Annotated in this window: 13 protein-coding genes and 1 pseudogene; 7 read left to right on the forward strand and 7 right to left on the reverse strand. The window is 68.5% G+C overall.

The window, feature by feature from the left end; all coding sequences use genetic code 11:
- Positions 1-934 precede the first annotated feature (934 nt).
- The 4 genes and pseudogenes from ACFV4K_RS30865 to ACFV4K_RS30880 all read left to right on the forward strand — a co-directional run.
- Positions 935-1,822 (forward strand): annotated as a pseudogene (locus ACFV4K_RS30865) (HAD-IC family P-type ATPase); the annotation flags it as partial.
- Positions 1,823-2,072: 250 nt separating this feature from the next.
- Positions 2,073-2,543, forward strand: a complete 471-nt coding sequence (locus ACFV4K_RS30870; protein WP_379279690.1) for a cation transporting ATPase C-terminal domain-containing protein — start codon at positions 2,073-2,075, stop codon at positions 2,541-2,543.
- Positions 2,544-2,613: 70 nt separating this feature from the next.
- Complete coding sequence (locus tag ACFV4K_RS30875; protein ID WP_379279671.1) at positions 2,614-2,769, forward strand: hypothetical protein; 156 nt, start codon at positions 2,614-2,616, stop codon at positions 2,767-2,769.
- A 216-nt stretch (positions 2,770-2,985) separates the two neighbouring features.
- On the forward strand, positions 2,986-3,309 hold the full coding sequence (locus tag ACFV4K_RS30880) for a hypothetical protein (protein ID WP_379279673.1): 324 nt from the start codon (positions 2,986-2,988) through the stop codon (positions 3,307-3,309).
- A gap of 159 nt (positions 3,310-3,468) precedes the next feature.
- Here ACFV4K_RS30880 and ACFV4K_RS30885 read toward each other — a convergent pair whose 3' ends face one another.
- Positions 3,469-5,565: a catalase gene (locus tag ACFV4K_RS30885; protein ID WP_379279674.1), complete on the reverse strand. Its 2,097-nt coding sequence runs from the start codon at positions 5,563-5,565 to the stop codon at positions 3,469-3,471.
- Between the two features lie 37 nt (positions 5,566-5,602).
- Here ACFV4K_RS30885 and ACFV4K_RS30890 point away from each other — a divergent pair, with 37 nt between their 5' ends.
- Positions 5,603-5,821, forward strand: a complete 219-nt coding sequence (locus ACFV4K_RS30890) for a hypothetical protein (protein ID WP_379279676.1) — start codon at positions 5,603-5,605, stop codon at positions 5,819-5,821.
- A gap of 30 nt (positions 5,822-5,851) precedes the next feature.
- Here ACFV4K_RS30890 and ACFV4K_RS30895 read toward each other — a convergent pair whose 3' ends face one another.
- Both ACFV4K_RS30895 and ACFV4K_RS30900 read right to left on the reverse strand, forming a co-directional pair.
- The gene (locus tag ACFV4K_RS30895) at positions 5,852-6,265 is read right to left on the reverse strand and encodes an STAS domain-containing protein (RefSeq protein ID WP_379279678.1); all 414 of its coding nucleotides are present in this window, start codon (positions 6,263-6,265) and stop codon (positions 5,852-5,854) included.
- A gap of 171 nt (positions 6,266-6,436) precedes the next feature.
- A complete protein-coding gene (locus tag ACFV4K_RS30900; RefSeq protein WP_379279691.1) occupies positions 6,437-8,329 on the reverse strand; it encodes a potassium transporter Kup in 1,893 nt (630 codons plus the stop codon).
- Positions 8,330-8,568: 239 nt separating this feature from the next.
- Here ACFV4K_RS30900 and ACFV4K_RS30905 point away from each other — a divergent pair, with 239 nt between their 5' ends.
- On the forward strand, positions 8,569-8,898 hold the full coding sequence (locus ACFV4K_RS30905; RefSeq protein WP_379279680.1) for a plasmid stabilization protein: 330 nt from the start codon (positions 8,569-8,571) through the stop codon (positions 8,896-8,898).
- A gap of 33 nt (positions 8,899-8,931) precedes the next feature.
- Here the strand turns inward: ACFV4K_RS30905 and ACFV4K_RS30910 are convergent, their stop codons facing one another.
- On the reverse strand, positions 8,932-10,722 hold the full coding sequence (locus ACFV4K_RS30910; protein ID WP_379279681.1) for a glycoside hydrolase family 15 protein: 1,791 nt from the start codon (positions 10,720-10,722) through the stop codon (positions 8,932-8,934).
- A gap of 16 nt (positions 10,723-10,738) precedes the next feature.
- On the opposite strand from ACFV4K_RS30910, the gene ACFV4K_RS30915 reads away from it, so the two are divergent.
- Positions 10,739-10,861 carry a hypothetical protein gene (locus ACFV4K_RS30915; RefSeq protein ID WP_379279683.1) on the forward strand — a complete coding sequence of 41 codons (123 nt, stop codon included), beginning with the start codon at positions 10,739-10,741 and terminating at the stop codon, positions 10,859-10,861.
- Between the two features lie 66 nt (positions 10,862-10,927).
- Here the strand turns inward: ACFV4K_RS30915 and ACFV4K_RS30920 are convergent, their stop codons facing one another.
- From ACFV4K_RS30920 to ACFV4K_RS30930, 3 genes are all read right to left on the reverse strand, one after another.
- Complete coding sequence (locus tag ACFV4K_RS30920) at positions 10,928-11,392, reverse strand: DUF6328 family protein (RefSeq protein WP_379279685.1); 465 nt, start codon at positions 11,390-11,392, stop codon at positions 10,928-10,930.
- Positions 11,389-11,652: a hypothetical protein gene (locus ACFV4K_RS30925; protein WP_379279686.1), complete on the reverse strand. Its 264-nt coding sequence runs from the start codon at positions 11,650-11,652 to the stop codon at positions 11,389-11,391. Before ACFV4K_RS30925 ends, ACFV4K_RS30920 begins: the two co-directional genes overlap by 4 nt.
- Positions 11,653-11,806: 154 nt before the next feature.
- Positions 11,807-12,052: a CsbD family protein gene (locus ACFV4K_RS30930; protein ID WP_379279688.1), complete on the reverse strand. Its 246-nt coding sequence runs from the start codon at positions 12,050-12,052 to the stop codon at positions 11,807-11,809.
- Positions 12,053-12,159 lie beyond the last annotated feature (107 nt).

Genomic DNA, 12,159 nt, shown 5'->3' on the forward strand with positions numbered 1-12,159 from the left:
GCTGCGCACCGAGCACGGTGCGCAGCCGCGGCTGCGCACCGTGCTCGAGGATCGAATCGGGCAGGCGCGCACCGATCTGGTGGTCACGACCGCGAACGCCATCGGCCAGGCCGCGGGCGAGGGCGTGGGCACCCTGCTCGTGGACGCGGGTCAGCGCGCGCTGGTTCTCGCCGAGGCGAGTGCACGCCACGCACGCTGGCGGCAGTGGGAGCTGGAGGCTGATCCCACCCGCCGGACCACCGCACCGAGCGAACCACTCGGGGTCGGGCCCCGGCCGACCGAATTGCCGGCGGGACCGGTCGAGCGGTGCGCGGACGAGGTCGCGACCGGTTCGGCGCTGGCCGCCGCCACCGCGCTGTTCGGCCGCGGCGCCACCGACACCGCGCCCGCACTCGGCCTCGCCGCACCGAAGGCCGCACGCACCAGCCGCGAATCGTTCGCCGCCGCCCTCGCCATCCGGCTCACGCTGGCCGGTGTGGTGACCGTCGATCCGGGAGTGTGGCGGCGACTGGACCGGATCACCGCGATCGTCGTGGATGGCGAGGTTCTGCTCGGACCGCATCGTCTCGTGCTCGAGGTGCTCACCCGGCTGCCCGAACCGGAGCCCGACGAGACATCCCGGCCGCATCCGTTCGCCCCCGTGCTGGCCCGCGCATCCGCCGCCGCCGTGCCCTTCACCCGCTTCGCCGGGCATCTGCGCTCGGAGGTGGCCGACCCGCTGACGCCGATCCTGGCCGTAGGGACGGCCGCGTCGGCGATTCTGGGCGCACCGACCGATGCCCTGCTCGTGTCCTCGGTGGTGACCGTCAACGCACTGGTGTCGACCATGCAACGCCTGAGCGCCGAATCCGCGATCCGGGTTCTACTGCACGGAGAGAAGCTCCGAGTCTGCCGGATCGATCGGCACGATGCTTTGGAGCGAAGCACGGACGACATGGAAAGCCTTGCTGGGCACCGTATCCCCGCGGACGAACTGCGGGTCGGCGATGTCGTGCTGGTGCGCACCGGCGACGTGGTGCCCGCCGACGCCCGCCTGCTGTACTGCGACGACCTGGAGATCGACGAGTCCGCGCTCACCGGCGAATCGGTCACCGTGGAGAAGCGGGTGACCGCCACGCCCGGGGCCGCGCTCGGCGACCGGTATTGCATGCTGTTCCAGGGCAGTACGGTCGTCAACGGCGTCGCCGCGGCCGTCGTGGTGGCGGTGGGCGCGGACACCGAAACCGAACGGGCCTCGGCGGCCGTGGTGCCGCCGCGCCGGACCGGGGTCCAGGCCCAGTTGCGCCGCCTCACCGATCAGGCGCTGCCCGCGACCCTGGCGGGCGGCTCGGCGGTCACCGTACTCGGCTGGCTGCGCGGCCGGCCGCTGCGCGCCGCGCTCGCCGAGGGTGTGGCGGTCGCGACCGCCGCGGTCCCCGAGGGCTTGCCGCTGGTGGCCACGGTCGCCCAGTCCGCGGCCGCCCGCCGGTTGTCCCGCAGCGGAATCCTGGTGCGCGCCAGCCGGACCGTGGAAGCCCTGGGCCGGGTCGACACGATGTGTTTCGACAAGACCGGCACCCTCACCGAGGGCAAGCTGCGCCTGACCACCCTCGCATCGCTCGATGCCGAATGGCGGCCTGGCGACGATGATCCCGTGGCCCGCCGACTGCTGCGCGAGGCCGCGCACGCCTGCCCGGATCCGGACGGCCCGATCGTCCACTCGACCGACCGGGCGATCCTCGACGCCGCCGCCGAACTGCCCGATGACGCGGACTGGGAAACGGTGGAGGAGCTGCCTTTCGAGTCGAATCGAGGCTTCGCCGCCACGCTCGGGCACAATCCGCGACGGCTGCGCCTGGTCGTCAAGGGCGCCCCCGAAGTGGTGCTCGACCGCTGCGCCAAAGTGCGCCACGATGGCGAAAAACCCTCCAGTGCCGAGCTTTCCGCGTCCGAACGCCAGCGCGCCGACACCCTGGTCCACGAGCTCGGGCGAGGTCGCCTTCACCGTGCTGGGCACCGCGGTGTCCGGCCGTGCGCCCCTGGGCACCCGGCAATTCCTGCTCGTCAACCTGCTCACCGACATGTTCCCGGCCATGGCGGTGGCGTTGGCCCCCGAGCCGGTGACCGAGGAGGGCACCGAAACCCTGGGCCGTGCGGACGAACTCGGCGCCCGACTGGCGGCCCGGCCACCGGCCGACCTGGGCGCGGAACTGCTGCACGCCATCGCGTCCCGTGGAGCCACCACGGCCGCCGGTGCGACGGCCGCGTGGCTGGTGGGCCGCTACACCGGGACCGAGCGGCGCGCGAGCACCATCGGCCTGGTCGCGTTGATCGGCACCCAGCTGGGCCAGACCCTGCTCGCGGCGAAGCACAGCCCGCTGGTCTGGTTCACCACCGCCACCAGTGGCGCGGTGCTGTTCACCGTGGTCATGACGCCCGGGGTCTGCACCTACTTCGGCTGCCGCCCGCTCGGCCCGGTGGGCTGGACGATCGCGATCGGCGGGGCCGGAATCGCCACCGCGATCAGCGCCTACGCCCCTCGGGCGCTCGAGACCGGCCGATAATGCCCCCGTTTGAGGTCCGCTGCGCCGGGAACTGCGTGAGGGCAAGATCCGCTTTCACGAAGGAATAGTCATGATCATCCTGGGCCTTGTTCTACTGATCCTGGGGCTGGTCTTCGGGATCGGCATCCTCACGACAATCGGCATCGTCCTGCTGCTCATCGGCGCAGTCTTCTGGCTGCTCGGAGCCGCCGGACGGCCGATCGGCGGCCGCGCGCACTATTGGTAATCGCACGATCGCCGAAGCGCGTCACCGGACCCGAAATCCCCGGCCCACCCTGTCGCGGGCCGGGGATTCGGTACGGCCGGAGACGCGCCTACCCGTGATTCCTCGATCGAAACGAACTGCCGGACAGCTCGTTTCGATGGCCGGGGCGGTTGTTTCGAGCGCCCGGGACCGGGCAATCGGCACGAGGGGTGACCGAAAGACGAGGAAGTGTTCCCCATGACCGGACACACCGTTCGCACCGTGACCGTCCTGGCCACGGCGCTGCTCATTCCCCTCGCGGGGGCATGCGATCAGGCCAAGGAGGCCGTCAACAAGGGCGGCGCCACGCCGTGCAGCGAATTCACCCAGCAGGATCAGGCGAAGCAGCGGATCACCGTCCGCAAGTACCTCGAGCAGGACACGAAGGTGACCCCGACAGCCGCGCCGGAAACCGTCGACGCGTCCATCGCGGCCATCACCCTGATGTGCGAGGCGCAGCGCAATCCGGAAACCCCGATTCGGGAAGCGGACCTGACCGGCATCCTCGTGCCGAAGAAGTGACGATCATCTGCCGCAAGGAATCCGGGCCCAGCGGATCCGGCACCGGAGGAGCGCTGACCACAGCGCCGCGCGGCGTCATGCCGCGCGGCCCGTGCCACGATCCGATCCTTGGGCGGTGTCGGGGCTCGATCGAACCGTGGCAGTCTCGTGATCGGCGGGTCACGCGGGGACCGCGTGCGTGACCCGCTGCCAAACCCGGTGCCGCGCCAGCACTTCCGCGAACGCGTCGGCGAACCGCGCTGGGATGTCCGGCCCGGATGCCGTGGTGACCACGACGCCGCCGACATTGCCGAGTCCGTCCTCGGGGGGAATCGGGCTCAGTCCGATGGTCCGCAGCAGCGCCGCGCCCGCCCCGAATCCGCCGATCGGTTTCGCGTGCTTGTAGGCCTCCAGCACGAAGTGCACGGCGGGACCGTCGCCGCCGAGCGAATCGACCGCGGCCGGACCGCCCGTGACCAGGACACCGTCGTAGAGCACCGATGAGACAGTCGCCAGCGAACGATCCACCGGCACCGTCCCGCCGCCTTCGGCCCGAACCTCTCCACCATGGGCCGCCAGGGTTTCCAGCACGGCGCCACGCCCCCGCAGCGCGGTGCTCACGCGCTCCAGCCCGTCGGCGTCGACACCGTCCGCGATCAACACCGCGATCTTGCGGGTGGCGATGCCCTCCCCCGGCAGACTCGACTGTGACAGCGCCGGGGACACCACCACCTCCCCGTTGCGCGACACACCGGGCACCGGCATGCCGAGTTCGGCAGCCACCCGGACCGTCAGATCGGCGTCGATGCGCACGAGGTGCTCGAGGACGCGTTCACGGATCTCCGGCCGGGTCAGCTTGCCGAGTTCGAAGGCGAAGGCGGCCACGATGTGATCGGCTTCCGGCTCGGACATGCTGCGCCAGAACATGCGTGGCTGCGCGTAGTACTCACGGAACTTCGCTCCGCGCCCCCTGGCCGTCGCGCCGTACAGCGACTCGGAATGGTGCCGGAAAGCGCCGTCCCCGGCCAGGGCCGGGCAGCCGCCTCCGATCGTGTTCTCCGTGTAGGCCGCCTCGCCCTGCGGGATGGCGTGCTGTCCGTAGCCGTCCTGCTGATGGTTGGCCACATCCGCCACCGGCCGATTGATCGGCAGCTGCGCGAAGTTCGGCCCGCCCAGGCGGATCAGCTGCGTGTCCAGGTAGGAGAAATTGCGCAGTTGCAGCAGCGGATCGTCGGTGAAATCGATGCCGGGCACCAGATTCGCGGTGTGGAAGGCGACCTGTTCGGTCTCGGCGAAGAAGTTGTCGGGATTGCGATCGAGCACCATGGTCCCGACCGGTCGCACCGGAACATATTCCTCCGGAATCAGTTTCGTCGCGTCCAACAGGTCGAAGTCGAAATCGAACTCGCGATGCTCCGGGATCAGCTGCACGCCGAGCTCCCACTCCGGGTACTGCCCGGCGGCGATGCAATCCCACAGATCACGGCGATTGAAGTCCGGGTCGCGCCCCGCGATCTGCTGGCATTCGTCCCACAGCAGCGAGTGCACACCGAGTTTCGGCTTCCAGTGGAATTTCACGAACGTCGACTGCCCGTCGGCGTCGACGAGCCGGAAGGTGTGCACGCCGAAGCCCTGCATCATCCGATAACTGCGCGGCAGGGCGCGATCCGACATCAGCCACAGGATCGCGTGCAGGGTCTCCGGTTGCAGCGCCACGAAATCCCAGAGGGTGTCGTGGGCGGAGGCGGCCTGCGGGATCTCGTTGTGGGGTTCGGGTTTCACCGCGTGCACGAAGTCGGGGAACTTGATGCCGTCCTGGATGAAGAACACCGGAAAGTTATTGCCGACCAGGTCGTAGTTGCCCTCCGCGGTGTAGAACTTGGTCGCGAAGCCGCGCACATCGCGCACGGTGTCGGCGGATCCGCGCGATCCCGCGACCGTCGAGAAACGCACGAACACCGGTGTCTCCACGGTCGGATCGGTGAGGAACCGTGCCGTCGTGAACCGCCCCAGCCACCCGGTGTGGGGCCGGAAGCGCCCGTAGGCCCCGGCGCCGCGGGCGTGCACGACGCGTTCGGGAATCCGCTCGTGATCGAAGTGCGTGATCTTCTCGCGGGCGTGGAAGTCCGCCAGCAGGGCCGGGCCGCGATCGCCCACCTTCACCGTGTCGTCGGTGTCGTCCACCCGGACGCCCTGCTGCGTGGTCAGGTAGCCCCGATCCCGCGCGACCCGATACGAATCCAATTGCCGCTGTTTGTCGTTCCTCTCACTGTCCATGGGGCGACCCTCCTGCGCTCGATGGCCGGAAATCCGGATGTCTGCGTATCGGCCGCGTACCCGGGCTCGGCGGTTTCACACACCCGTCGCCGAGATCCGGCGCGACTCCGGCCAAGTCGCCGTCGATCAGGCCGTCGAGACCGCGATCGCCGACTATCCGTCGAGCCCGGATTGGCCGGTCCTCACCGGCGAACAACGGCGGGCGACCCTCGACGGAACCCGTGACGCCGCAACGGAAGTGTGCCCCGAAGGGTAGGACGCGATGCGGCGTCGGGCCCCGCGGTCCTTACGCGGCCCAGGGCATCGGGGTACAGGCGGCGGCGATCGTCTGGGCGGTTTCCAGCTCGGCGTCCTGACCGCAGACCTCCAACAGCCGGTCCACACAGCGTGTTCCGGTGACCACTCGCAGCACTCGCTGCCGGCTGCGGGCTTGGTCGTCGGCATCCAGAATCGCTTGCAGCCCGGAGATGCTCAGGAAGGTCAGCCGCGACAGGTCGACCACCACGAGCCGCGTGCTGGTGGCGATGGCGTAACCGAGATGTTCGCGGAAGGCTCCGACATTGTTGTAGTCGATCTCACCGGTGGCGGTCACCACCGTGGTCGACAGCGACGGCGTGCTCTGGGTGATCCCCAGCAGCGTGTCCAACCCGCATCGCTCGGCAATCGCCGGTTCACCAGCGACGATGAATGAAGTCGGCATCAGGATCAGATCCTCGTCCGTTTCATGTGACGCGCCTCTGTCCGGGGGGCGTCGCATCATGAGTCACCCGTGCCCCAGGGCACAGGCTGGGCTGCTGGTTTTCAACCGTGAGCATGGGGTACCCACCCCAGCCCAGAAATACACCCGTGACCTGTCCGCGCCGCGTGCTCGTCAGACCTCGATGCGTTCGCCGAGGGTGACCGTGCGGTGGCGGGGCAGGCGGAAGTAGTCGGCCACGTCGGCGGAGAGGTGGCTGGTGGCGATGAAGAGCCTGGTGCGCCAGCGGGACATGGTGGGGTGGTCGGCGGGGCGGAGTTCCACTTCGGAGAGGAAGTAGGAGGCGTTGGGTAGGTCCAGTTCGCCCTCGGTCTCGTCGGTGTCGAGTCCGGCCAGGGCGGCGGGGACGTCGGGGGGCTCCATGTAGCCGACCCGGACGGTGACGTGGAAGATGCCGTCGTCGCGGTAGTCGAGGTGGTCGATACGGACCCGGTCGTCGGGTGAGATGCGGGGAACAGGTTCGGTTTCCACCGAGGCGATGACGGTGTGGCGGTGGCGGACGCTGTTGTGCTCGACATTGGCACGCAAGGCCAGGGGGACACTCTGCTTGCCTCGGTTGAGGAAGACGGCGGTGCCGTCGACGATGGTCAATCGTTCGGGGTCGTGCCACAGCTCGTCGACGAACTCGCGCAGGGAGCCCTCGAGGCGGTCGCGCTCGTCGCCCACCACCGTGCGACCGCGTTGCCAAGTCGTCATGACCACGAACGCGGCCAGGCCGATCAGCAGTGACAGCCAGGCGCCGTGCAGGAGTTTGGTGAGGTTGGCGGCGACGAACAGCAGGTCCACCGCGAGCAGCGGCGCCCAGACCACGATGACGAGCCACAGCGGCAGTCGCCACATCGCGTGGGCGAGGTAGCCGAGCAGCAGCGTCGTGATGGTGATCGTGCACGTGACCGCCATACCGAACGCGAAGGCCAGAGCGGTCGAACTGCGGAAGGCGAGAACCAGGGTCAGTACCGCGACCAGCAACAACCAGTTGACCCACGGCACGTAGATCTGCCCGGGCGTCGACTCCGACGTGTGCGCGATACGCAGTCGCGGCAGGTAGCCGATCCGCGCGGCTTGGGAGGCCACCGAATACGCGCCGGTGATCACCGCCTGCGACGCGATGACCGTCGCCGCGGTGGCGAGGGCGACCATGGGCAGCCGACCCCAATGCGGGACCAGCAGAAAGAACGGGCTCGCCACGTGACCGCGCGTCCCCAGGATCAGGGCGGCCTGCCCGAAGTAGCTGAGCACGCAGGCGGGCAGCACCAGCAAAAGCCAAGCGGTGGTGATGGATCGGCGACCGAAGTGCCCCAGATCCGCGTACAGCGCCTCGGCTCCCGTGACGGCCAGCACGATGGCGGCCAGCGCGAAGAACGCGATGGCGAAGTGCCCGGCGAGGAAGCCGAGCGCGTAGCCCGGCCACAGCGCCTTCAGGATCGCGGGGTATTGCCGGATGCCGCCGATCCCGCAAGCGCCGATCGCCAGGAACCACACCACCATCACCGGCCCGAACAACCGGCCCACCGATTCGGTGCCGCGATGCTGAAAGACGAACAGCAGCACGATGATCAGCGCCGTAGCCGGCACGATCGCCTTGGCCAGAGACGGTTCCACCACCTCGATCCCCTCCACCGCGGACAACACCGAGATAGCGGGGGTGATCATGCTGTCGCCGAAGAACAGTGCCGCACCGAAGATTCCGAGGGCCGCCAGTGTCGCGGCGAGCCGGCGGCCACGCGCCGCGAAGCGCCGCACCAGCGTGATCAGCGCCATGATCCCGCCCTCGCCGTCGTTGTCGGCCCGCATGGCCAGCAGCACGTAGGTGACGGTCACGATGATCAGCACCGACCAGAAGACCAGCGACACGATGCCGTACACATTCGCGGGTTCCACCGGGACCGGATGCGGGTCCGAGGGGTCGAACACCGTGCGCAGCGTGTAGATCGGACTGGTCCCGATGTCACCGAACACCACCCCCACGGCCCCGATCAGCAGACCGGGCCGGATGGCGTCCCGCATCGAACCGCGTCCACCCGACGCACCGGACTCCCCGGCCGAGCCCGGGTCATCGGAGACCGTCGAATCCTGGCGTTCGGACATCCCGTCACCTCGCCCGACCGTGTTCCGGATCGATCCCGATCGACAGGTTCGACCCGTCCGTCGCGGGTACTGCGACCATGTCCCCAACCCTCCTCGCCGAGTGCTATGCCTTCGGCGTACCCGCTCAGAGAGCGGAGACACAGCATCGGAGCAGTGCCATGCCCAAGGAATGGACGAAGAAAGAGGAACGTCAGTACGAGCACGTCCGCGACTCCGCCGAGGAGCGCGGCGAGAGCCCGGCTCGGGCCCGCGAGATCGGTGCGCGCACGGTCAACAAGAATCGTGCCCGCGCGGGCGAGACCAAGACCGCCAGCCGCACGTCTCTGCAGGGCAAGTCACCGCAACAGCGTGGCGGCGAACGTTCCGGCCGGCGCGGACCCAAGGGCCTGACCAAGGACCAGCTGTACAACGAGGCCAAGCAGCGGAACATCAAGGGCCGCTCGGGAATGTCCAAAGCACAGCTCGCCCGCGCTCTCGGCCGATCCTGATCTCCGCCGGCATCGGTTCGCCATGGCCTCGTGTCATGGCGAACCGTCGCTCTGTTCGAGGTACGCCCATTCCCGTTGCAGAGCGGGATGATTGGCAGCTTCGAGCAGCAGCGCGTGCACGAAGGCCTGCGGCAGATTGCCCCGCAGCTGACGCTGCGCGACATCGAACTCCTCGGCGAACAGTCCCGGCGTGCCGCAGGCGGCGCGGTTGCGCTCGAAATGGCGGGCCGCGACCACGGGCAACGACAGATCGGCCGTCGCGATCGCCATGGCGAATCCGCACAGCAGGAAGGCGCCCTCGTCGCTGCCGAGCGGGGTCTCGCCGTCGCGATACCGGTAGACGTAGAAGTCGCTGGACAATTCGCGCGCGATCGCGGACACCGTGGCCCGATCTCGTGGATCACCCCGTGGCATGGCGCCCCGGATGATCGGCAGGAGCAGTGCGGCATCCACTTCCGGATGCTGCGGTGACCGTTGCCAGCGTCCCGTGGGGTGAACACACGTCTTGGTCACCCTCGACACCAGCGCATCCGCCACTCCGGTGCAGACATCGCGGTCGACTCCGGTATCCGGCGACGCGGCGACCGCCCGCAGTCCGGCCGCGCAGATCAACCCCGAATGCGCCCAGTGCTCGTCGTCGATCTCCCAGATTCCGGCGTCGCGCCGATCACGGTGTGCGGCGATGGCTTCCACCGCCACGCCGATCGCAGGCCGGTACTCGGCCGGCAGATGATCGTGGCGAGCGGCGGCAGCGAACACCAGCAGCGCTTCACCGAAGATATCGAGCTGGAACTGGTCTCGCACGCGATTGCCGAGGACCGCGGTGCCGCCCGGGTAGCCGGGCAGGTCGACGTCCCGTTCGCGCGGCACCGCCTCACCTCGCACGGTGTAGGCGGGCATCAGTGCCGGACCGTCGGCGAGCAGACGTTCGGCGGTGAAGCCGACCGCCGCGTCGAGCAGGGGTAGCGCACCGGCCGTAGCGGCCGCCTGCCCGGCCAGGCACTGGTCGCGGATCCAGACGTAGCGGTAGTCGTAGTTGGCTCCCTGCTCGTCCCGCTCGGGCAAGCCGGTGGTGGCCGCGGCGACCATGCCGCCGCCGGATCCGGTCATGCCGCGCAGCACCGCGTAGGCGTGCGAGGCGTCTCGCGGCGCGGCACTCGACCACAGCACTGGCATCTCTCTTTTCCAGTGCGATTCCGTTGCCGCCCAGATTGATTCGGGATCCGGCGGGGAATCCGGCAATCCGATGGCCGACAGTTCGAGCACCAGGTCCCGATATTCGCCGGGCGGCACCCGCAGCAGCAGACGCCAGCCGGGACAACGCGGATCCTCGTCGAACACCGCGTCGGCCGCACCGCTCCACCGCAATCGCAGTCGCCCACACCGTGCCTCCCACGCCTCGTCGGCGCGCCGGACGTCGCGCAGCGGCGCCCTTCCGTAGTCGTGGGCCGGGTTCAGTTCCACCAGGACCCTGGCTTCGTCGTGCAGCGCCCGCAGTCGGCGCAGCACGACGACCCGATGCTCGTCTCCCGGAAAGGCCAGCGCGTCACGGCATTCGATCACCGTGGAGCCGGTGACCCAGCGGGAGTTCCAGATCAGACTGCCGGCGTCGTAGTAGCCGCCCCAGACGAAGCGCTCGTCGGGGGTCACCGAATAGACACTCGTGCCCCCGATCAACGTGTCGAAGACGGGCGCGCTGTCCCAACTCGGTGCGCACAGCCAGGCGATGTCACCACGCGGACCGATCAGCGCGCCCCGTTCGCCGTCAGCGACGAACGCGTACTCCCGCAACACATGCGGTTGCTCGACCCGAGTCGGTTCCACCCTGATCGATTACCACGTGGTCTCGGGAGTAACCGTCCGCCGACGCCCCTACATGGGCGACGGAACCGGGAACATCAAGCCCCACATCATGCGGAACATGTCCGTCATCATCTGCCAGATCATGATCATCACCTCCTGACCATTTCGGGGTTGCCATTACGCAGTACCCCATTGGGCCGGACACATGCGATTGCGGATTGCAGATTCAAGCGCTCTTACCCCGATGCTCGTGCCACGGATGCAATACCCAGATGGCCACGAACAGGATGCCGCTGACAATTCCGGCAATGATGCCCGGCCAGGCGCCGCCGACCGTATCGAAAATGAGCACCGCCACACCGGTCAGCGCGACACCGAGCAGTCCCAGGCCCACGATCGCGTAACGATGCGCGGCGGTCACGACATTCTCGAGCCGGTGCCGGCGGAACAGCATTCGATGTGCGGCGACCGGCGCGATCAGGCATATCGTCGCGCCGATCGACGCGGCCACCACCGCGAGGTAGACCACTCGCATCACGCCGGACAGCATGGTGAACCGGGTCTGGAACGGCAGTGTCAGCAGGAAGCCGGTCAGCAATTGCACGCCGGTCTGTACGACGCGCAATTCCTGCATCAAGCTGTTCCAATTGCGGTCCAGCCGTTCGGTGGCGGTTTCATTCCGGCCATTCATGGACTCGGTTGCGGCACATCGACATGGCAGTCGGCGATCTTCGGGTTCAGGCCGAGGTAATTCAGCGGACCCGCCACAATCGTCACCGCGATGGTTCCGGCGCTCGCGCAGTTGCTCGGCGCGCTGTCGTAATAATGCCGTTGCCCGGCCGCCACGGCTCCGATGATCAGCCAGATCACCGCGACCAGCACCAGCAGGCTGCCCGCACCCGTGCGGCGACGTCCGCGCCACACCCGACGGTCATTCGTGAAAGTTCTCATTTCTCATCACCTTCTCCTGACGGGCGAATACCCCAGGAAATGCCTGTCTAACGAGGCATTCGATGCCGTACCGGAGGCGAGGACGGACAGGGGAAATCCCCCGGCTGTTGCACTGCGGGCCAGGGGATTTCCTTGTGTTTACGTTCGAACCGGATCAGCGGCGCTGCTGGGCGCGCTGCCGCTGCTCATCGGCCTCGGCCCGGGCGCGATCCTTCTCGGCCTGGGCCTCCCGCTTGGCGGCGTCGCGCTGGGACTCGGCCTTGTCCTGCTGAGCCCGCCCCTCCTCGCGCAGCCCCTCATTGCCGAAGACCTTGCCCGCGGCTTCCTTGGCCGCGCCCTTGACGCCCTCGACCACGCCTTCGGCGCCTTCCCGGGGTCCACTCTTCTCGTGCTCTGTCATGGGATATACCTCCGTATATCGATTGCAGGGACACTCCGGACCTACCCGGGGCTTCGGACGCGAAACAGGCTGTCGGCCATTTTGTTTCGACGCGCCCGGCTCGCCCC

Source organism: Nocardia sp. NPDC059764 (assembly GCF_042732555.1).
Classification (GTDB): domain Bacteria; phylum Actinomycetota; class Actinomycetes; order Mycobacteriales; family Mycobacteriaceae; genus Nocardia.

Bases quoted from the DNA above. Each gene is read 5' to 3' on its own strand.
- ACFV4K_RS30895 (WP_379279678.1), bottom strand. From the start codon at position 6,265: ATGCCGACTTCATTCATCGTCGCTGGTGAACCGGCGATTGCCGAGCGA.
- ACFV4K_RS30875 (WP_379279671.1), top strand. From the start codon at position 2,614: ATGATCATCCTGGGCCTTGTTCTACTGATCCTGGGGCTGGTCTTCGGG.
- ACFV4K_RS30880 (WP_379279673.1), top strand. From the start codon at position 2,986: ATGACCGGACACACCGTTCGCACCGTGACCGTCCTGGCCACGGCGCTG.
- ACFV4K_RS30885 (WP_379279674.1), bottom strand. From the start codon at position 5,565: ATGGACAGTGAGAGGAACGACAAACAGCGGCAATTGGATTCGTATCGG.
- ACFV4K_RS30925 (WP_379279686.1), bottom strand. From the start codon at position 11,652: ATGAGAACTTTCACGAATGACCGTCGGGTGTGGCGCGGACGTCGCCGC.
- ACFV4K_RS30870 (WP_379279690.1), top strand. From the start codon at position 2,073: ATGGCGGTGGCGTTGGCCCCCGAGCCGGTGACCGAGGAGGGCACCGAA.
- ACFV4K_RS30930 (WP_379279688.1), bottom strand. From the start codon at position 12,052: ATGACAGAGCACGAGAAGAGTGGACCCCGGGAAGGCGCCGAAGGCGTG.
- ACFV4K_RS30900 (WP_379279691.1), bottom strand. From the start codon at position 8,329: ATGCGGGACGCCATCCGGCCCGGTCTGCTGATCGGGGCCGTGGGGGTG.
- ACFV4K_RS30905 (WP_379279680.1), top strand. From the start codon at position 8,569: ATGCCCAAGGAATGGACGAAGAAAGAGGAACGTCAGTACGAGCACGTC.
- ACFV4K_RS30890 (WP_379279676.1), top strand. From the start codon at position 5,603: ATGTCTGCGTATCGGCCGCGTACCCGGGCTCGGCGGTTTCACACACCC.
- ACFV4K_RS30920 (WP_379279685.1), bottom strand. From the start codon at position 11,392: ATGAATGGCCGGAATGAAACCGCCACCGAACGGCTGGACCGCAATTGG.